Raw genomic sequence first — 19,140 nt, 5'->3', positions numbered from 1 at the left:
AGCAGGCTCACTCCTACAGGTGATCGTCAGTGACCACAATTCTCCTGTAGGAGTGAGCCTGCTCGCGATAGGGTTCACCGAGATAAAACAGAAACACCAAGGATCTCGCCATGGCAACCGAACAACTCTTCCTCGGCATCGACTGCGGCACCCAAGGCACCAAAGCGATCATCCTCGATGCTGCCAGCGGCGAAGTACTCGGCCACGGCGCCGCCGCTCACTCGATGATCAGCGGTGCCAACGGCCGTCGCGAGCAAGACACTCGCCAGTGGCTGGAAGCCTTCGCCCTCGCCACCCGCCGCGCGTTGTTGGCGGCGAATGTCGATGGCCAGTCGATCCTCGGCATCGGCGTTTCCGGCCAGCAACACGGTCTGGTGCTGCTCGACGATCAAGGCGAAGTCCTGCGCCCGGCCAAGCTCTGGTGCGACACCGAAACCACCCCTGAGAACGACCGGCTGCTCACGCATCTGGGCGGTGAAAAAGGCTCGCTCGAACGCCTCGGCGTGGTCATTGCGCCCGGCTACACAGTGTCGAAACTGCTGTGGACCAAAGAACAACATCCAGTCGTATTCGCACGCATCGCACGTATTTTACTGCCCCACGATTACCTCAACTTCTGGCTCACCGGCCGTGCCTGCAGCGAATACGGCGACGCCTCCGGCACCGGCTACTTCAACGTACGCACTCGCCAGTGGGATTTGCAGTTGCTGCGTGACATCGACGCCAGCGGACGTCTGCAAGCGGCGCTGCCTGAACTTATCGATGCGCACGAAGCCGTCGGCACAATCCTGCCGGCCATCGCCGAACACCTTGGCATCAACCCCAACGCCTTGGTCGCAAGCGGCGGCGGCGACAACATGATGGGCGCGATCGGCACCGGCAATATTCAACCCGGCGCGATCACCATGAGCCTTGGCTCCTCCGGCACGGTGTACGCCTACGCCGAAACCCCGAAAGTCAGCCCGGATGCCAGCGTCGCCACGTTCTGTTCATCGAGCGGCGGCTGGTTGCCGCTGATCTGCACCATGAATCTGACCAACGCCACCGGCGCAATTCGCGAATTGTTCGAGCTGGATCTCGACCGGTTCAATGAACTCGTCGATGAGGCCCCCATCGGCGCCGAAGGCGTGAGCATGCTGCCGTTTTTCAATGGCGAGCGCGTCCCCGCCCTGCCCCACGCCAGCGGCAGCCTGCACGGTTTGACGCTGGATAATCTGACTCAGGCCAATCTGTGCCGAGCCGCTGTCGAAGGCACAACGTTCGGCTTGCGCTACGGACTGGATTTGCTCCGCCAGAATGGTTTACAAAGCCGCAGCATTTGCCTGATCGGCGGCGGTTCGAACAGCGCGGTGTGGCGGCAGATCGTCGCCGACATCATGAACACCCCGGTGATCTGCACTGAACAGAGCGAAGCCGCCGCCCTCGGTGCTGCGATTCAAGCAGCGTGGTGCAAGTCCTGGTCGAACGGCCACGAAGATACGTTGGCCGACTTGTGCCAGCGCTGCGTGAAACTCGACCTGAGCAGTGAAACCCTGCCGATCGCCGCCAATGTCGCGGCGTTCCAGCAGGCTTACGAACGCTATCAACAGCATGTCGCAACCCTATAAAGAGCAAACAATTATGTATTTGGTGTGTGGCGAAGCCCTGTTTGATTTCTTCAGCGAAGACGATGCCAGCGGACTGGCTTCGAAAGTGAACTTCAAGGCGATTGCCGGCGGCTCGCCGTTCAACGTCGCGGTGGGTTTGCGTCGTTTGGGCGTGGACTCGGCCTTGTTTGGCGGACTGTCCACCGACTACCTCGGCCGCCGCTTGCAGCAGGTATTGCAAGAGGAAGGCGTACGTCCTGACTATTTGGTGGACTTCGCCGCGCCGACCACGCTGGCGATGGTTGCCGTCGGCGCCAACGGCTCGCCGCATTACAGCTTTCGCGGCGAAGGTTGCGCCGATCGGCAGTTGAGCCTCGCGCATTTGCCATCGCTGGGCCCTGAAGTGCGCGGTTTGCACATCGGCTCGTTTTCACTGGTGGTGCAGCCGATTGCCGACACCCTGCTCGCGCTGGTTCAGCGTGAAAGTGGCAAACGCCTGATCACCCTCGACCCCAACGTACGCCTCAATCCCGAGCCGAATATCGAACTGTGGCGCGAACGGATTGCCACGTTGGTGCAACTGGCGGATCTGATCAAAGTCAGCGACGAAGACTTGGGCCTGCTCTACCCCGAACAGGATCCGCAACGCGTCATCGAAGGCTGGCTGGCGCATCGCTGCCAGGTCGTCATCCTCACCCGTGGCGGCGAAGGCGCCAGCGTGTTCAGCCGCGCCCATGGTTCATGGTCGGTGCCCGCCTGCCCGGTGCAGATCGCCGATACCGTCGGCGCCGGCGACACTTTCCAGGCCGCGTTGATCACCTGGCTGACCGAGCACGGTCTGGATTCGGTCGAAGGCGTGCAGCACCTTGCTCGCGAGCAGATCGACACCATGCTCAAGTTCGCCGTGCAAGCGGCAGCGCTGACCTGCAGCAAGACCGGTCCGGATTTGCCCTATCGTCACCAATTGAGCTGAGCGCGTAGACTGTCGCCCTTTTTACGCGCATGACGGGATAACGGCTTTTGAACTCAGGGCAGACGGTTGGACTACTGGTACTCGCGGCACTGTTGACGGGTTGCGGCACCTCGCCGCCCCGCTCGCCGGAAAACATCTGCGAGATCTTCCGCGAAAAGAGTGATTGGTACGACGCCGCGCAAGTCACGCAGAAGCGCTGGGGCGTACCGATCCAGGTGCCGTTCGCGATCATGTATCAGGAATCCGGCTACCGCTACGACGCCAAGACCCCGCGCAAATACCTGCTCTGGGTCATTCCGTGGGGCCGCGTTTCAACCGCGTCGGGTTATGCGCAGGCCAAGGATGAAGTCTGGTCCGACTACCAGAAAAGCACCGGCCGCCGCGGCGCTGACCGCGAAGACTTCGACGACGCCATCGACTTCGTCGGCTGGTACATGGACAAGACCACCAGCATCAACGGCGTCTACAAATACGACGCCTACGGCCAGTACCTCAACTACCACGAAGGCTGGGGTGGCTATCGCAACAAGACTTACGCCAGCAAGGCGTGGCTGATGCCGACAGCGCGCAAAGTGCAAAACCGTTCCGATATGTATGCCCAGCAATATGCCGGTTGCAAGGAAGACCTCAACCGAGGGTTCTGGAGCAGGTTCTGGCACTGGCTGTAAAGACGCCTTCGCGAGCAGGCTCGCTCCTACAATGGATCAATGTCGAACGCGATATCCGCGTCCACTGAAGATCCTCTGTAGGAGTGAGCCTGCTCGCGATAGCGGTCGATCAGACGTTACAAATCGGTACCTTACAACACCGAAAAGTTGTAACTCACGATCAACCGCGTCTCATCCACATCCCGGGCAAACTTCTCGTAGTTGGTCCGATACGTCGCATTACGCAAACGCAGACTTACATCCTTGAACGTGCCGGTCTGAATCACGTACTTCAACTCGCTGTCGCGTTCCCACTCTTTACCTTCCTGATCGCTGCCCAACACCTTGATGTGATCGCCGTTGACATAGCGCGTCAGGAAACTCAGGCCGTTGATGCCGATTGCCTTGAAGTCATAGTCATAACGCAACTGCCAGGAACGTTCCTGCGCGGCGGCGAAATCGTTGACCTGCACGTAGTTGACCAGATACGGGTTGCTGCCATCGAGGTACGGCATCGAGTTGTCGCCGTTCATACGCTGCCAGCCGCCGCTGAAGGTATGGCCACTGATGGCGTAGGACAGCATGCCGCTCAATGCACGGTTATCAATGGAACCGGCCTTCGCATCGCCGCTGTCGGCACTTTTCAGCAAGCGCAGATCCGCTTTCAACACACCGTCGCCCACCTTCTGATTGGCCAACAGGCCGACGAAGTGCTGGCGATAGATGTCTTCAAGTTCGGCGTAGTGATACTGCGCGGTCAGGCGATCGTTGATCTTGTAGTCGAAGCCGTACATGTCGAAATGGTCGGCGGTGGTGTTGCACGCGTAGCGCTTGTTCTTGCAGTGCACGCGGATGTCTTGCGAGTCGGTGGAGTCGCGCGCGGTGTACTTGTCCAGACGCGCCGCCATAAAGGTCAGGTCCTTCACTTCCTTGGAAGTCAGCAGCGCACCGTTGAACATCGTTGGCAGCAGACGGCCATCGTTGTACTTGAGCAGCGGCAGATCCGGCAGCAGTGCGCCGTATTTCAATACCGTGTCCGAAACCTTCACTTTCGCGGTCAAACCCATTTTCGCGTATTGATCTTTCGAGCCGCGAGGGTCCTGCCCGCTCGACGGCAGCAAACCGCTATTGCTGTTGTCGGCGCTGGAGTCGAGTTTGAAGCCGAGCATGCCCAGCGCATCAATGCCGAAACCGACAGTGCCTTCGGTGTAACCCGATTGCAGGTTGAGAATGAAGCCCTGCGCCGACTCTTCACGCTTCGATGCGCCCTGATCGTTTGAGGTGTGCCCATCACGGAAATCGCGGTTGAAGTACACCGTGCGCGATTCGATTTTCGCCGTGGTGTCTTCGAAAAATCCGCTGGCCTGAACCTGTGCGGCAAAACCGGCGCATAGCACAACGGCTCCGAAGCCAAACGACTGGCGCGGGGTGATGAGGGTAAATGGGGGACGCATGAAAAACTCCAACAATGCAGCGTTTGCGCGAGGCGCAATAAGCCAGAAAAATAGCTCCCGTCCCGGATCAAAATTGAGCCGGGAGAAAGTGAACACGCAGGGGTGAGGCGCAATGATGGCAGATGGCTTTAACGTGCCACAGGCGACTTTAGTCTGAAACTGACTGGCTATTCTTCAATGCCCGGCGGGGGTGATATCGGCAGCCAACCGGCGCGGGCATCCACGAAACGCCCGGTTTCATTGAGGGAAACCCGCTATCTAAGGGTTTGCCCTATGCCCCACCAGTGCCGTGCATACGGCATTTGCGCCTTGAACGAGGCGGTTTAATCCTCCATCATCCGTCCCCTGCTTATTCAACGGACGGAATTCAAGGCATGCTGGACGCCAACGCTACCCACATCACCCTCACGCTAGAAGGCGCCAACGCCGACCTGCAAGTCCTCAGCTTCACCGGTCGCGAAGCCCTCAACGAACCGTTCCGTTTCGACCTCGAACTGGTCAGCGCCCGCCCCGACCTGAAACTCGAAGAGCTGTTGCACAAGCCCGGCGTACTAACGTTCGGCGCAACGGGCGAAGGCAAGATTCATGGCCTGGTGTACCGCATCGAGCAAGGCGATTCCGGCAAAACCCTGACCCGTTACAGCATCAGCCTGGTGCCGCAACTCGCCTACCTGCGCCATAACCACGATCAGCAGATCTTCCAGCAGCTCACGGTGCCGAAGATCATCGCCCAGGTTCTCGAAGATCGCGGCATCCTCGCCGACGCCTACAGCTTCCAGCTCAGCGCCGAATACCCGGAACGCGAATACTGCGTGCAGTACGACGAGTCCGACCTGCACTTCATCCAGCGCCTGTGCGAAGAGGAAGGCATTCACTTCCACTTCCAGCACAGCAGCAGCGGCCACAAACTGGTGTTCGGCGACGACCAGACCGTGTTCCGCAAACTCAAAGCCGTGAGCTACCAGCAAGACTCCGGCATGGCCGCCGACAAACCGGTGATCAAGCGCTTCAACCTGCGCCTGGAAACCCGCACCACTCGCGTCAGCCGCCGCGATTACGACTTCGAAAAACCGCAGATCCTCCCCGAAGGCACGGCAACCAGCCCCTTCGCCCCGGACCTTGAAGACTACGATTACCCCGGCCGCTTCACCACCCGCGAGCGCGGCAAATTCCTCTCGACCCGCGCACTGGAACGCCACCGCAGCGACTACAAACTCGCCGAAGGCAAAGGTGACGAACCGACCCTCACCAGCGGCCATTTCCTCACCCTCGCCGAGCACCCGCGCGCCGAGTGGAACGACCTGTGGCTGCTGCTGGAAGTCTTCCACGAAGGCAAACAGCCGCAGGTGCTCGGCGAAAACGTCACCAGCGACGTCACCGACAACAAAAGCGATTTCCACCAGGGCTACCGCAACAGCTTCCTCGCCACGCCGTGGGACGCGCACTACCGCCCTGCCCTCGAACACCCGAAACCGAAAGTCCTCGGCAGCCAGACCGCCATAGTCACCGGCCCGTCCGGCGAAGAAATCCACTGCGATCAATACGGCCGCATCAAGGTGCAATTCCACTGGGACCGCGACGGCCAGGCCGACGACAAAACCACCTGCTGGATGCGCGTCGCCAGCGGCTGGGCCGGCAGCGCCTACGGCGGCCTCGCCATCCCGCGTGTCGGCATGGAAGTCCTCGTCACCTTCCTCGAAGGCGACCCCGACCAGCCACTCGTCACCGGTTGCCTGTACCACAAGGAAAACGTCGTCCCCTACGACCTGCCGGCCAACAAAACCCGTAGCACCTTCAAAACCCTCAGCTCACCGGGCGGCAAGGGCTACAACGAATTCCGCATCGAAGACAAAAAAGGCATCGAGCAGATCTACATCCACGCCCAGCGCGACTGGGACGAAAACATCGAGCACGACCAGAAGATCCGCGTCGGCAACGAACGGCACGACACCGTTGAAGCCAATACGCTGAGCGAGTTCAAGGTTGAGGAACACCGCATTACCCATCTGGATCGTGTCAGCGAAATGCGCGCGGATGATCACCTGACGGTTGGCGTGACCCAGCATGTGAAAGTGGGTACGGCGCAGTTTGTCGAGGCCGGGACGGAGATTCACTACCACGCTGGCGACAAGGTTGTGGTTGAGGGGGGTATGGAGCTCACGGCCAAGGCTGGCGGGAGTTTTGTGAAGGTTGATGCCGGTGGCGTGACCATCAGCGGGGCTGAGGTGAAGGCTAATACCGGGGGCGCGCCGGGGGTGGGGACCGGGATCGGGATTTTGATTCCGTTGATTCCGGGGTTGGCGGCAGCGGACATCGCCGGAAGGCTGATGGAAAAAGCCAAGGCGAATCCGACCTGGCTGGAGTTGAATTTGCACTATAACAACCTCGAGCCCGTACCAGGTGCATCTTATCGTGTTGATTTTGCCGATGGTTCGACCCGCGAAGGTGTTCTTGATGCGGATGGTTATGCGCGCTTAGAAGATGTGCCTACGGGACCTGCCAAAATTTATTACGGTGAAGATCCGAGGCCTTTTGATCGACCTCCTGTAAGCGTCGTAGAAAGCAGCGATCAAAAGATCAACGACGACCTGCGGAAGATTGGCCTAGATCCAGAAAAAGTTGATTTACAAGCACTAGTGGAGAAAGCCGCAGGGAGGCTGACATGAGTGAAATTGAAACTGGAAGCAGCACCGAAGGTGACGACGACCGTAGTGCCGCATATAAAGAAGCCGCATTAGAACTAGGAAAAGGCATCGCATTAGGAGCGGTCCCCTTCCTTGGTCAGGCGATTGATGCTTACGACACTATCGAATCTTCTATTGTGCTCTACAACTCTGACTCGCCCTCCAGTAAAGAAGATGCGCAGTTTGACTTGCTGATGGCAGTAATTGGTTGGATTCCTGGCCCGGGAGATGGTCTTAAGAAGAGTTTGAGGATTGTTAACAGAGATCCCCAACGTTTCGCCCCAGTGCTATTTGACCTGCTTCGTTTTGTTTTAGAAGAGTGTGGAATCAAGACAAGCCCAGAAGAACTTTTAAAACAAATTTTTGATGCTGGAAAATTACGTTCAGAGTTAGACGCGATCATCAGTGGAGTCAAAGGATCGTCAACCTTCCAGAGTCTACCTGGATGGACTCAATCTGCCGTAGTAACGGTATTGGCGACGTCACGCGACAACATGCCTTCAATGCTGGGAATCGTCGAAAAAAGACTGGTCAAATGGAAGGGGATGCAGCGAAACAGTTCAGGAATGTCATCAGGTTCCGCGAAGCCTGCTAAAGGCAAAAAACCTGCAGGAAAGGATCCTGCGGTCGCCAATCAAGGAAACGATGGCCCTAGTAGTTCCTCCGAGAGAAAAAGTGATGCAACCAAACTTGGCCGCAACCCTAATCTGGACCTTACGAACGAGGGACTGGGAGTCAGCGGCGAACACATTGCTGACTATTTCTGCGCTGAAGTATTGGCATGGGGTAAGGATTGGGATGGTCACGATAAGGGTGTCGATGGGGTTTGGAACAATGGAACGCCGGGTTCCAGCAAAATGGGTAAAATCTCTAAAGGCGGAAGTGATAAACGCTGGAATGTACTCTACAAATTAACCGATGCGGCTAATGGCACCGGGATTGACGCAGTTTGGCGCGCAGATCCAGCGAACAACGGCAATGAAAAATACGCGATAGTAGAAGCGAAGGCCAGTCGCGATGAAGATGCACCTAAGTTCATGCGAAAACCTGGAAACACTCGGAAACCAAGCATCGTATCTAAACTTGGGGTTAATGGGATGGATGCTTCACTCTTGCTAGAGCCAATTGAAAACGACCCGTCAAACTCAGGAAAGAAAGGTGCCGCACCGCTCGAGAGTGGCAAAAAAACTGCAAAGCCAACGGGTAAAAAACAAGCGCCAAAGGTAAACGGGAAAACTGTTTTGGTACAGATGAGCCGAGAGTGGATCGCCAAAAACCTTACTAAAGCGGTTCCAAGAAAACTCAGGAAAGACGTTGAGCGTTCCTATAGCCGCCATCTATTTTTTACGCCCGTCTATCTAGAGAGTGCAGAACAACACGCTAAAGCAAGATTCGGAAAAACTGAAGCATCTACTCATGCGGAACATAAGGCCATTCACTATGAAGAACATGCAGTAAAAGAGGCCATCAACAAACGAAAGCGATCCCTAATTAAGAAATACGGCAACCTAGAATCCCTGCAGCTTGAGGCTTGATAAATTGAAAAGACGTCAAAAATTCCTAACTGAAAAAATGTACGAAAATTTCAATGAGGAATACGAAGACCAATTTGCATTTTGGAAAGACAAACTATTTAAAGCCGACTCTCCTGCTCAAGAGAAATCATTGAGAGCTAAAAACTTCCAAACACTTTATCTTGGAAGAATTTTCATGCTCTACACTGCTGGAGAAGATATAAAAAACCTAGAACAGCCCTTAGAAACCCTAATTGAGAGCTACGAAGAACTGCAAGAAAAACTCGCAATTTACGAACAAATCCCCAACATCACCCCCTTGACCATAGATGATTGGCTGGATGAGTACGAAGAGTGCGTACAAGTAATAAGTCTATGCATCCTCCTCCACCGTACTGACCTGTTAAAGCGCTTTGTATTCCTGATCGATAATGCAGGGTATGCAGGTATAGACACTCTATATGAAGATCTATTGATTAAGGTTTTACCTGGTCGTCAAGACATCGATCAATGGTACCACGATGTATACACACCACTAATTCAGGCAATTTATGCTGAAGACAAACAAGAAGCTTCTAGCCACTTGGACACCTACTGCAAAAAATGGTATCCGGCTTTTGAGCAAGCTCCTTGGCATGACACACATACCGACGGCGACGAGGGAAGTTATGTCGGATACTGGGCACTTGAAGCCGGCGCAATAGCATTTCTTTATGGGATAGATGACAGCAAAATCAGCCACATGGTTTACCCGAAAGATCTGGTTGAATACGCAAGAAACTACAAACCCGCTAATAATTCTGAGGTTTCCCGCATAGACGCTGGGCAACCATGCAGCAAGACAGGCTACTGGTTTACCCCTGCTAAAGCGGAATCCCGCCGCTACTTTAAACAAGGTGAAATCATGCCTAAATTTGACGATTCTACTTGGGGCGATACAATTTGGTATTGGTCAGGCGAAGAATAAGGTGCTGCAGCGTTCGCTCAGCTTTGACTTTCAGACGCTGAGCGAAGCGCATTTAAAGTTAAGAGGGGGCAATTGCTATTCGCCAGTGAAAGTAATGAAAACGGAATTCAAGGCATGCTTGATGCCAACGCAACCCATATCACCCTCTCGCACGAAGGCGTTTTCGCTGACTTGCAAGTCCTCAGCTTCACCGGTCGCGAAGCCCTCAATGAACCGTTCCGTTTTCGACCTCGAACTGGTCAGCGCCCGCCCCGACCTAAAGCTCGAAGAGCTGCTGCACAAGCCCGGCTTCCCGACCTTCGGCGCCACCAGCGAGGCAAGACTCATGGTCTGGTCTATCGCGTCGAGCTTAGCAACCTTCAAAAAGCTGTTGCCAATCGCGAATACTCACCGCCCAAGTGAAACTTTCGTACAGTCGACACTTATTAACGCCCCACTTTACCACCCGAGAAAGCCTTTCATTACAACGAAACAGAGGTCAAAGCACTCGTCAGCAAGCGCAAAAAAATCTTGACTAAAAAGCATGGCGTTTTGGACAACCTAAAAATTGAGGCATGACGACAGTGAAAGTACGACAGAGTTTTTTCAGCACCAAGCATTACGAAAACTTTCTCAGAGAACACGATGAGTTAGTTGAACTATTCAAAACAAACGAATTTAAATCCGACTCGGCGCTGGAGGAAGCATCTCAGCGCGCAAGATACTTCCAGACACTTGCTCTAGACAAGTTACTCGCCACTTACACGTCGGGCGAGCAAATAGAACACCTTATCCCTCTTCTTGAAGATCTCATAAATAAATACGAAATTCGTCAGAAAGCCCTGAGTGAATACCAAGGCGTGCAAAATATATCTCCACTGGCTATAGATGACTGGCTAAACCAATACGAAGAAGCTGTCCAAGTAATCAGCTTGTGCGTACTTTTACATCGAACCGACCTACTCCCACGGTTCGTTAAACTCATTGACGACGCAGGATATGCAGGTGAAGACACTCTTTATGAGGCACTATTAAACAAGGTCATGCCACATCGGCACGATATAGATGAATGGTTTCACGACGTTTACACACCACTTATTCAAGCTATCTATGGTAAAAACAAAGAAGACCCTCCGAAACTTCTTAAGAAGTATTGCAAACAATGGTACCCGGCATTCAAGCAAGCCCCTTGGCACGATACTCACCTACAAGGAGAGGATGGTAACTATGTGGGCTACTGGGCTATTGAAGCGGGAGCCATTGCGTTTTTATACGACATAGACGACAGCAAAATCGACCATATGGTTTACCCAAAGGACTTGGTCGAGTATGCGCAAAACAATAAACCGACCGCCTGAAATATCAAGCTACTCACTGAATACATAAGATTCCAAGCAGGCTTGGAATTTTACAACCAAGGAAGGAACGTGAACAAAAGGCAAAAATACTATAGCGAAAGTCACTATAGAACTTTCTTGAAAGAATACGACGAAGTTATCGAGTTTTGCAAAACCAATGAATTTGAATCAGATTCTCCTGAACAAGAAGAGTCGCTTCGAGCACGCCATCTTCAAGACCTTCTGCTTGACAAAATCTTCGCCTGCTATACGGCGGGAGAGGAAATAGAAATCCTCATTCCGTTGCTTGAGGAGTTGATAGAAAAATACGAAATACGGCAGCACACACTATCTATTTATGAGCAGGAACCCCAAATATCCCCGCTTGCCATAGATGACTGGCCGGATCAGTATGAAGAGTGTGTTCAGGTCATAGGCTTGTGTATTCTCCTGGGCCGCACCGATTTACTGAAGCGATTCGTGGTTTTGATTGATCAGGCGGGGTATGTCGGAGATGACACGCTATACGAAGACCTTTTAAGGGAAGTGCTGCCAAACAGACATGATGTTGACCAGTGGTTTCACGACGTCTACACCCCCCTGATACAAGCCATCTACATGGACTCTAAAGAACAGTCCGCACAGCGACTGAGAGAGTATTGCAACCAATGGTATGAAGCTTTCATTCAAGCCCCTTGGCACGACACGCATTTGCAAGGCGAGGATGGCAACTATGTGGGCTATTGGGCCATCGAAGCAGGAGCAATTGCTTTCCTGTACGGTATAGACGACAGCCAAATCGATCATATGGTCTATCCAAAAGATCTGGTTGAATATGCCCGGCGCAAAGCAAACACGTAAACTCTGCCCTCCCCCAGAAAACGGATTTCGGATTCAGCACCATGGAATTGCAATACACCATCACCCCCGAACACACACAGTCCAGAATCGGCAAACTGGTTGAGCAGGAAATACTCAAGGATGATCAACTGAGGGCCAGGCTACTTGGCAAACTGGCTCGCATTGAGGATCGTCTGCTCGCGCCGCTGTTTTTTCTACTGGGGCTGGTTGGCGGCGTGCTAGCCATCTATTTCCCTGCACGCGAGTTGAGCCCGGAGAAGCTCATCGCCTTGGTGTCCTTCACCGTGGCATACGTGGTGTGCTGGCGGTTCTTCTCCGAACACCTGCTAAATCGCTTGCGCAAGCGGATTGCCGCCAACCGTGCGAAACCTCGCAAGCCTTTTCAAAAGGTAAACCTGCGCCTGATCGAATCAACGGTACGTGCCCGACTCAAGGCTGCTGAAGGTGCTTATCGCCTGGAATTCGATGAAGATGGTTTTATCTTGTTCTTTACCAAGGGCAAAGGCGCCAAAGGCGGACTTGCGTGGGGTCAGATTGTGCGGTTCAAGGTCACACCCGACTTCTACTCCGTTGCGTGTGCAAAACTGGACAGCAAGGGCAAGGCCTATCACATCCCCAGAAACAGCGAAGTGATGGACGCGGAGTCGTATCAGCAGGGTTTGGAACTGTTTTTGAGCCGGATACCTGTTTCCGCATTTGACGACCAAACTTCAATGGTGCGAAATATGGGTACTTCCCTTGACTCAACAGGGAAAGCTCAGCAGTGAACATACGCCAACATCTTTTCACTAAAACCCATTACGAAAACTTTAAAAGAGAGCATGACGAGGTAATTGTTTTTTTTGAGACAAACACCTTTCAGTCCGATTCAGCAGAGGAAGAGGCGTCGCTGCGCGCCACATACTTCAAGCAACTAGCATTTGACAGGCTTTTGGCAGCATATACTGCTGGGGAACAGATCTACTCCCTTATGCCGCTGCTTGAAGATCTGATAGCAAAGCATGAACTCAGGCAAGTCAAACTCGCTGAATACCAGCGGACACCTGATATATCTCCACTTGCAATAAACGATTGGCTTGACGAATACGAAGAGTGCGTTCAGATCATTGGCTTTTGCATCCTACTGCATCGTACCGACCTGCTTAAGCGCTTTGTAGAACTAATCGACAGGGCTGGCTATGCTGGGGACGATACGTTATACGAAGATCTGCTCGTCAAATTACTTCCTGATAGACACGATGTGGATCAATGGTTCCACGAGACATATTCACCATTGATTCTGGCTATTTATGCAGAAAGTAAAGGGGAAGCATCAGAGTATCTAAAAAATTATTGCGCCCAATGGTACGCCGCATTTCAGCAAGCCCCTTGGCACGACTCGCACTTACAGGGCGAAAATGGAAATTACGTAGGATATTGGGCTATCGAAGCAGGGGCAATTGCTTACCTGTATGGCATAGACGACAGCCAGATCGACCATATGGTCTATCCGAAAGACCTGGTCGAATACGCAAGAAGCCATAAGCCAACCACTCGCAATAACGCCCATGAAATCGGTTCCATCAAATGAACAAGGCGCTTTTGCTTTTACTGATCACGCTGATGTGTCGCTCGGCGTGGGCAGGCTCGCAGAAAACGCTGTTGACCTGCCCTCTTTCGGACGGAACCAAAATAGCGTTGCTCGCCACTTCCAATGCAGACGGGCAGCGCCTGTTTGTGAAATTCGACGGCAAAATAGAAACAGCCTTTACGGACATGCCCGATGAGGACTTTGTCGGTGACGTGATGCTGGCAAAGTGCGCAGGCGCCACTTTGATTTTTGCGTTGAACTACGGATCGCCTTATACCAAAGGGGTCGTCTTGCGAAAAAATCCAGCAAGCGGCGTGCTGGAACGTATTGATTTTGCGGAGAAGGCATTGCCACGTTTTTTGTACTTGAGCACTGGGCAGATGCGTCTGGTCATCCCCAACGAAGGCTATGAAGTGCCTGAGAAATACCTCGTTTATGATTCTTTCGCCAGGAAAGGTCAGCCGGATGAGCTGCAAGGGTTTGATGTCTTGCCCGATCAACGTCAATTCACAGTTATTGATCTGAAGTAGTTTGCATGAACAAGGAAGATCCCCGCATGCGTAAGCGCCAAGCGCTCCTCACTGACTCGTACTATCAAAAATCCATCCGGCTGTATGACGAAACCGAGTCCCGCTGGATAGGCCAAACCATGCAGGCTGATAGCCCCGAGGAGGAACAGGCACTGCGTACGGCTTATTTCAAGGAAGCCGCGTTTAACGCTTTGCTGATCAGCTATACCGCCGGTGTGCCAATTGCCGCTTTGCTGCCGAGACTGGAGAAACTGGTGGATTGCTATGAAATCCATCAGCGGGCGCTGGCTCTGGACGATGATCCCAATGTCTCGCCTTTGGCCATTGATGACTGGCCGGATCAGTATGAGGAATGCGTTCAGGTCATGAGTTTGTGCATTCTGCTACGGCGCACCGATTTGCTGGCGAGGTTCTGCACCCTGATTGATCGGGCTGGCTACGCAGGCCAGGACACGTTGTATGAAGATCTGTTGCGAAAGGATTTACCCGGGCGGGCAGACCTTGATGAGTGGTACCACGATTTGTACACCCCGTTGATCCGGGCGATTTACGCATCGGACGCCTCAGAGTCCAGTGAGCTGCTTCGGCAATATTGCGAAGGTTGGTACGCCGGGTTTGAAGAGGAGCAAACCAACTGGCATGACAGCCATCTCGACATTGAGGACGATGACGGCAATTACGTCGGTTACTGGGCTTTCGAGGCCGCCGCCGTTGCGTTTCTGTACGAGATTGATGATCGCCAGAACGATCATTGGGCTTACCCCAAGGACCTGGTCGACTATGCGCGGAACCTGCAATCGACTGAGGTGGCTCGCCGCTGAAGTGGCCTCACCTACAACTCAGCCTGCCCTCTTTCGACGGCAGGCTTTTTTGAGCGAAAAATTCAGGCCGGCGCCTTCCAGTTCAACATCAGCCGCTGCGCGACCTGCAGCAAATCGTTGCCATCCTGCGTCAGCAGGTACAGCGCATGGGTGATGTGCGGAATGTCTTGCACGTCGGCGTGTTTGAAGCAGAGGCAATGCAGGGTTTCGAGCAGATCGGCCGAGGCACGGACGCGCTGGACGGCGGCTTCGAGGATGTCTTTGGGGTTGGCTTCGGAGTCGATGACCAGAGGCGCGCTTTCGGTGACACCGCTGTTGAGGGGGATGTAGCGATTGGGGACCGGATAAATGATTGGCATCGGTGATTACTCAAACTGGGGCAAAAGTAACCGCCGGCACTGTGACCAAACAGTGGGAGGCGGACTGTATACAGGTTTGGTCAACCGAGAGAACCCCACTCAGCTCGCCCGAAAGCGACCCTGCACACAGCCGCCACAACAGTGCACTGCGCAGACATAGATGTCCGCAGCGCAAATGATGGCACATTTGCAATGGGGTAATCGTTCAGGTGACCAAACCTGAATCGCTGATTTTGCAGCGACGCCAAACCATAACCGCCCCACTCCGGCCACCGAAAGCAGACAAGGCATCTGCTCTTGTAGGAATACGCCACCCGTCCCGCAGAAATCGCCCTGCCCTCTGACAGCCGGCGTTCAGGTGGGTTAACCATCGCTTAACGCTGCGGTCAAAGACTCTGAATGACCGCACGCCCTCAGCCCTTGGCTGACGCCCAGTGCGGCAAGTTCGGCCGGATTCACGCCGAACTCTCTTTGCGTCGCACGGGAGTCCTTTCATGAACATTCGCCCATTTCTGCTCACCACCGCCCTCGCCTGCACCGCATTCGCCGGGCTGGCCCAGGCCAATGACACCTCCACCACGTCCAAAGCCGTGCCCTATCAGTACGGCATGCCGCTGAATGTGGCGAAGGTGGTTTCGATGACCGAGCCTTCCACGATGCAGTGCAAAGTCATTACCGCCGACATGAAGTACATCGACAACGCCGGTAAACCCGAGGAGATCAGCTACCGGAAATTATCCGACGCGTGCAACTTCCAGAACTGACAGAAACGTCTGATTTGCGGCTTTGCGGTAGGCGTGAGGGGTTTTGCGGAGTTATGCTCGGGGCCCCTCCTCACTGCCGCAAGGATTCGCCATGCAGTTGTCGTTTCGCACGTTGTCGACGTTCACCGCTTCGTTATGTTTTCTCTTGGCGCTGGTCTGGGGCTTCGTGCCGGACATGTTGTTGGCAATCTGGAGTATCGAATATTCCGAGGGGGCCGGATTTGTCGCGCGACGCAGCGCGGTGCTGTTCGCGGCGCTGGGAGTGATGTTTTATTTGGTGCGCAGAGCGCCGGTGTCGATCGCGCGCAATGCACTGAGCAACGGCTTTATCGTCGGTTGTTTTGGATTGGCGGTGCTGGGTTTTGCAGAATGGCTGAACGGACACGCCGGCCCCGGGATTTTGCTCGCGGTGCTGGTCGAGTTCGCGCTGGGCCTTGGTTTTGTGCAGGCCCGGCGCGTGACGGTCGAACTGGGTGAAACGGTCAGTTAAATGGCTCTGGAGCGTGGGCTGTAGTGATGTGGCGTTGCTTGTTGCGCCAGATCCGAGCGCAGCCCGGCGATCAGCATATTGATTTCGCGACAGCTATTCAGGTGGCTGGCATCGATGTCACGGACGTGAAGATCGGCCTGATCGGTCTGGTGATCACCGAACACTTTTACGGTCATCTTCAATTCCGGCGTCAACGTGCATTGGCAACGTTTAGGCAGAAAGCTGCTTTCAATGATATTGCGTAGTTCCAAGGCAGACAGAAACATGGTGAACCTCTCCTTATTGATGAAACTGCCAATCAACTCTTCACGTTGACCGCTTTTGCTGCCCCTGCACGGGTGTGTCCCCGCTATTTCCCTGGTGCAACAAACGGTTGTACGGCGAAATGCCTCTTGGAGTGTAGGCGCCCGAACCCGGTGCGCTGCACCAAATAGACGCATAAAGCGTGCCTTTCATCGGATCATTTCGACCCTTTCGAAATCAAGCACTTGCCAGCTTGGCCAGCAGATGGCCAGTTGCAAAATGCAAGAATCGCCCATCTGAGCACTGCAATTTGCAAGTCGACGCCGGTTTGCATTCAACGCCTGTGAGGGTAAGAATGCCCGTCAATCACACTACACCCGCAAGGAGGCTTCCATGGGTTCTTTCCGTGCTTACGCGACCACCGGCCTGATCATCGCCAGTCTGTCCACCCTCGCCCACGCGGCCAAACTCGAAGACGTCGCGCCTTACCCGAAAGCTGAAGCCGGTTTCACCCGCCAGGTCATTCATCTGCCCAAGCAGGACCGGGAAGAGAACTTCCAGGTCGAGATCCTCGCGGGTAAAACTCTCGAAGTGGATTGCAATCGCCAGCGTCTGGGAGGGGTGTTGGAGGAGAAAAACCTTGAAGGTTGGGGCTATTCGTTCTACCGACTGGAGAAAGTCATCGGCCCAATAAGCACGATGATGGCCTGCCCGCCCGGTTCGCAGAAGAAACGCGCATTCGTGCCGGTCGTCGGTGACGGTTTCATGCTGCGCTACAACAGCAAATTGCCGGTGGTGGTGTACGCCCCGTCGGATGTCGAAGTGCGCTATCGCATCTGGTCCGCCTCGGACAAAGTCGGCACCGCCATTCAGGAGTGACCTGAGCAAGGAGCGCCAAACGTGATTACCTGCCACGTCAAATACGTGATCGACCCTTATCAATTGACCGAGTTCGAGGCCTACGCCAAGGCTTGGCTCGGCATTGTCGAACGCTTGGGCGGCACTCATCACGGCTACTTTCTGCCGTCCGAGGGTGCGAGCAATATCGCCTACTGCCTGTTCAGTTTTCCGTCGCTGGCGGACTACGAAAGCTACCGCCACATCGCCCTGACCGATCCGGAAAGCACCGCGCTGGTGGAATCTCTGGTCGAGAAGAAGTTCATCGTCAGCTACGAGCGCAGCTTCCTGCGCCCGATGCTGCCCTGATTACCATTACGCAGGGGCGCCGCACACAGCGGCGCGCTCGGCGACATGGCGCAAACTGTCGAAGTTGATGTTGGCGCCCGAGTCGATTGCCACGAAGGTCTGACCGCGCACAGCGGTTCGCGCCACGTACTGTTTGATCCCGGCCACGGCCAATGCGCCGGAAGGTTCGGTGATCGAGCGGGTATCGTCGTAGATGTTCTTGATCGCGGCGCAGAGGTCGTCGTTGCTGACGGTGATCACTTCGTCCACGCAGAATCGACACACTTCAAATCCGTACTCACCGATCTGCGCCACGGCAACGCCGTCGGCGAAGGTGCCGACCGTGGGCAGCACCACCCGCTCGCCCGCCTGCAGGGCTGATTTGAGGCAGGCGGAATGTTCGGATTCGACGCCGACGATGCGCACCTCCGGACGCAGGTATTTGACGTAAGCGGCGATCCCGGCGATCAAGCCGCCACCGCCCACCGGGACGAAGATCGCATCCAGCGCGCCTTGGCGCTGACGCAGGATTTCCATCGCGACCGTGCCTTGTCCGGCGATCACGTCCGGGTCATCGAAGGGTGAAACGAAGGTGCGCCCAGTCTGTTCGGCGAGTTGCAGCGCATGCGCCAGTGCGAATGGAAAACTCTCGCCGTGCAGCAATGCTTCAGCACCGCGACTGCGTACACCGAGGACTTTGAGTTCGGGCGTCGTCGAGGGCATGACGATGGTTGCCGCGATGCCCAGTTCACGCGCCGCCAGCGCCACACCTTGCGCGTGATTGCCGGCGGATGCGGTGATTACCCCACGTGCTTTCTGCTCGTCACTCAACTGCACCAGTTTGTTGTAGGCACCACGGATCTTGAAGGAGAACGTCGGTTGCAGGTCTTCGCGCTTGAGCAGGATGCAATTGCCCAGTGCTTCGGACAGTGCCGGCGCAGCCTGCAACGGCGTGCGCACGGCAATGTCGTACACCGGCGCGGCGAGGATCTTCTTCACGTAGTGCTCAAGCAGGGTTTGCTGGTCGTTCATCATCGTCTCCTGACTCACCTCCCCGTGTAGGAGCTGCGGCACGCTGCGATCTTTTGATCTTGCTTTGATTCTAAAGGCCAAAGTCAAAAGATCGCAGCGTGCCGCAGCTCCTACATGGGGAGGTGTTTCGTTAAAACCCGGGAG

The 19,140-nt window shown here is 54.8% G+C and carries 18 protein-coding genes and 3 pseudogenes; 17 read left to right on the top strand and 4 right to left on the bottom strand.

Going from position 1 to position 19,140, the window contains the following annotated elements; translation table 11 throughout:
• The first annotated feature begins 110 nt into the window (after nucleotides 1-110).
• The 3 genes from xylB to JFT86_RS20350 are packed head-to-tail and all read left to right on the top strand — an operon-like array spanning nucleotide 111 to nucleotide 3,227.
• Entirely contained in the window at nucleotides 111-1,607 is a 1,497-nt protein-coding gene (gene xylB / locus JFT86_RS20360; RefSeq protein WP_201238070.1) for a xylulokinase, read from the top strand.
• A 13-nt stretch (nucleotides 1,608-1,620) separates the two neighbouring features.
• The gene (locus tag JFT86_RS20355; protein WP_201238069.1) at nucleotides 1,621-2,559 is read left to right on the top strand and encodes a carbohydrate kinase; all 939 of its coding nucleotides are present in this window, start codon (nucleotides 1,621-1,623) and stop codon (nucleotides 2,557-2,559) included.
• A gap of 47 nt (nucleotides 2,560-2,606) precedes the next feature.
• Nucleotides 2,607-3,227 carry a hypothetical protein gene (locus JFT86_RS20350; RefSeq protein ID WP_201238068.1) on the top strand — a complete coding sequence of 207 codons (621 nt, stop codon included), beginning with the start codon at nucleotides 2,607-2,609 and terminating at the stop codon, nucleotides 3,225-3,227.
• Nucleotides 3,228-3,358: 131 nt separating this feature from the next.
• Here the strand turns inward: JFT86_RS20350 and JFT86_RS20345 are convergent, their stop codons facing one another.
• Entirely contained in the window at nucleotides 3,359-4,660 is a 1,302-nt protein-coding gene (locus JFT86_RS20345; protein WP_201238067.1) for an OprD family porin, read from the bottom strand.
• A gap of 374 nt (nucleotides 4,661-5,034) precedes the next feature.
• On the opposite strand from JFT86_RS20345, the gene JFT86_RS20340 reads away from it, so the two are divergent.
• The 10 genes and pseudogenes from JFT86_RS20340 (at nucleotide 5,035) to JFT86_RS20295 (ending at nucleotide 14,923) form a co-directional block, all read left to right on the top strand.
• Nucleotides 5,035-7,326, top strand: a complete 2,292-nt coding sequence (locus tag JFT86_RS20340; protein WP_201238066.1) for a type VI secretion system tip protein VgrG — start codon at nucleotides 5,035-5,037, stop codon at nucleotides 7,324-7,326.
• Nucleotides 7,323-8,879 carry a hypothetical protein gene (locus tag JFT86_RS20335; RefSeq protein ID WP_201233300.1) on the top strand — a complete coding sequence of 519 codons (1,557 nt, stop codon included), beginning with the start codon at nucleotides 7,323-7,325 and terminating at the stop codon, nucleotides 8,877-8,879. The genes JFT86_RS20340 and JFT86_RS20335 overlap by 4 nt, the downstream gene beginning before the upstream one ends.
• 4 nt (nucleotides 8,880-8,883) lie before the next feature.
• A complete protein-coding gene (locus JFT86_RS20330) occupies nucleotides 8,884-9,825 on the top strand; it encodes a PoNe immunity protein domain-containing protein (protein WP_201233298.1) in 942 nt (313 codons plus the stop codon).
• 114 nt (nucleotides 9,826-9,939) lie between these two features.
• Nucleotides 9,940-10,173, top strand: a pseudogene (locus JFT86_RS20325) (type VI secretion system tip protein VgrG); the annotation flags it as partial.
• Between the two features lie 215 nt (nucleotides 10,174-10,388).
• Nucleotides 10,389-11,144: pseudogene (locus tag JFT86_RS20320) on the top strand (PoNe immunity protein domain-containing protein); the annotation flags it as partial.
• An 87-nt stretch (nucleotides 11,145-11,231) separates the two neighbouring features.
• Entirely contained in the window at nucleotides 11,232-12,002 is a 771-nt protein-coding gene (locus JFT86_RS20315) for a PoNe immunity protein domain-containing protein (RefSeq protein ID WP_201238065.1), read from the top strand.
• Between the two features lie 41 nt (nucleotides 12,003-12,043).
• Nucleotides 12,044-12,769: a hypothetical protein gene (locus JFT86_RS20310; protein ID WP_201233295.1), complete on the top strand. Its 726-nt coding sequence runs from the start codon at nucleotides 12,044-12,046 to the stop codon at nucleotides 12,767-12,769.
• Nucleotides 12,766-13,572, top strand: a complete 807-nt coding sequence (locus JFT86_RS29400; RefSeq protein ID WP_201238064.1) for a PoNe immunity protein domain-containing protein — start codon at nucleotides 12,766-12,768, stop codon at nucleotides 13,570-13,572. The genes JFT86_RS20310 and JFT86_RS29400 overlap by 4 nt, the downstream gene beginning before the upstream one ends.
• A complete protein-coding gene (locus JFT86_RS20300; RefSeq protein ID WP_201233294.1) occupies nucleotides 13,569-14,102 on the top strand; it encodes a hypothetical protein in 534 nt (177 codons plus the stop codon). The genes JFT86_RS29400 and JFT86_RS20300 overlap by 4 nt, the downstream gene beginning before the upstream one ends.
• Nucleotides 14,103-14,107: 5 nt before the next feature.
• Complete coding sequence (locus tag JFT86_RS20295) at nucleotides 14,108-14,923, top strand: PoNe immunity protein domain-containing protein (RefSeq protein WP_242489498.1); 816 nt, start codon at nucleotides 14,108-14,110, stop codon at nucleotides 14,921-14,923.
• A 62-nt stretch (nucleotides 14,924-14,985) separates the two neighbouring features.
• Here JFT86_RS20295 and JFT86_RS20290 read toward each other — a convergent pair whose 3' ends face one another.
• Nucleotides 14,986-15,282, bottom strand: a complete 297-nt coding sequence (locus JFT86_RS20290; protein WP_201233292.1) for a hypothetical protein — start codon at nucleotides 15,280-15,282, stop codon at nucleotides 14,986-14,988.
• A 494-nt stretch (nucleotides 15,283-15,776) separates the two neighbouring features.
• Between JFT86_RS20290 and JFT86_RS20285 the strand changes: the two genes are divergently transcribed.
• Complete coding sequence (locus JFT86_RS20285) at nucleotides 15,777-16,046, top strand: DUF2790 domain-containing protein (protein ID WP_201238063.1); 270 nt, start codon at nucleotides 15,777-15,779, stop codon at nucleotides 16,044-16,046.
• Between the two features lie 91 nt (nucleotides 16,047-16,137).
• A complete protein-coding gene (locus JFT86_RS20280) occupies nucleotides 16,138-16,536 on the top strand; it encodes a hypothetical protein (protein WP_201238062.1) in 399 nt (132 codons plus the stop codon).
• On the opposite strand, the gene JFT86_RS20275 is transcribed toward JFT86_RS20280, so the two are convergent.
• Nucleotides 16,533-16,802, bottom strand: coding sequence for a DUF1652 domain-containing protein (locus JFT86_RS20275; RefSeq protein ID WP_201238061.1), 270 nt, complete (start codon nucleotides 16,800-16,802; stop codon nucleotides 16,533-16,535). The two genes, JFT86_RS20280 and JFT86_RS20275, sit on opposite strands and share 4 nt — an antisense overlap.
• Before the next feature lie 370 nt (nucleotides 16,803-17,172).
• Here JFT86_RS20275 and eco point away from each other — a divergent pair, with 370 nt between their 5' ends.
• Complete coding sequence (gene eco / locus JFT86_RS20270) at nucleotides 17,173-17,658, top strand: serine protease inhibitor ecotin (protein WP_201238060.1); 486 nt, start codon at nucleotides 17,173-17,175, stop codon at nucleotides 17,656-17,658.
• 21 nt (nucleotides 17,659-17,679) lie between these two features.
• Nucleotides 17,680-17,985 (top strand): NIPSNAP family protein, encoded by a 306-nt coding sequence (locus JFT86_RS20265; protein ID WP_201238059.1) that lies wholly within the window; start codon nucleotides 17,680-17,682, stop codon nucleotides 17,983-17,985.
• A 30-nt stretch (nucleotides 17,986-18,015) separates the two neighbouring features.
• Here the strand turns inward: JFT86_RS20265 and ilvA are convergent.
• Nucleotides 18,016-18,999 (bottom strand): annotated as a pseudogene (ilvA, locus tag JFT86_RS20260) (threonine ammonia-lyase, biosynthetic); the annotation flags it as partial.
• Nucleotides 19,000-19,140 lie beyond the last annotated feature (141 nt).

This window comes from Pseudomonas sp. TH06 (genome assembly GCF_016651305.1).
GTDB lineage: Bacteria > Pseudomonadota > Gammaproteobacteria > Pseudomonadales > Pseudomonadaceae > Aquipseudomonas.
The sequence above is the reverse complement of the archived record's forward strand: the minus strand, read 5'-3'. Positions and strand labels throughout refer to the sequence as shown.

Excerpts from the sequence above, each read along its gene's own strand:
- JFT86_RS20290 (WP_201233292.1), bottom strand. The coding sequence starts at position 15,282 with ATGCCAATCATTTATCCGGTCCCCAATCGCTACATCCCCCTCAACAGC.
- JFT86_RS20285 (WP_201238063.1), top strand. The coding sequence starts at position 15,777 with ATGAACATTCGCCCATTTCTGCTCACCACCGCCCTCGCCTGCACCGCA.
- JFT86_RS20280 (WP_201238062.1), top strand. The coding sequence starts at position 16,138 with ATGCAGTTGTCGTTTCGCACGTTGTCGACGTTCACCGCTTCGTTATGT.
- JFT86_RS20300 (WP_201233294.1), top strand. The coding sequence starts at position 13,569 with ATGAACAAGGCGCTTTTGCTTTTACTGATCACGCTGATGTGTCGCTCG.
- JFT86_RS20275 (WP_201238061.1), bottom strand. The coding sequence starts at position 16,802 with ATGTTTCTGTCTGCCTTGGAACTACGCAATATCATTGAAAGCAGCTTT.
- JFT86_RS20310 (WP_201233295.1), top strand. The coding sequence starts at position 12,044 with ATGGAATTGCAATACACCATCACCCCCGAACACACACAGTCCAGAATC.
- eco (WP_201238060.1), top strand. The coding sequence starts at position 17,173 with ATGGGTTCTTTCCGTGCTTACGCGACCACCGGCCTGATCATCGCCAGT.
- xylB (WP_201238070.1), top strand. The coding sequence starts at position 111 with ATGGCAACCGAACAACTCTTCCTCGGCATCGACTGCGGCACCCAAGGC.
- JFT86_RS20295 (WP_242489498.1), top strand. The coding sequence starts at position 14,108 with ATGAACAAGGAAGATCCCCGCATGCGTAAGCGCCAAGCGCTCCTCACT.
- JFT86_RS20345 (WP_201238067.1), bottom strand. The coding sequence starts at position 4,660 with ATGCGTCCCCCATTTACCCTCATCACCCCGCGCCAGTCGTTTGGCTTC.
- JFT86_RS20355 (WP_201238069.1), top strand. The coding sequence starts at position 1,621 with ATGTATTTGGTGTGTGGCGAAGCCCTGTTTGATTTCTTCAGCGAAGAC.
- JFT86_RS20335 (WP_201233300.1), top strand. The coding sequence starts at position 7,323 with ATGAGTGAAATTGAAACTGGAAGCAGCACCGAAGGTGACGACGACCGT.
- JFT86_RS20340 (WP_201238066.1), top strand. The coding sequence starts at position 5,035 with ATGCTGGACGCCAACGCTACCCACATCACCCTCACGCTAGAAGGCGCC.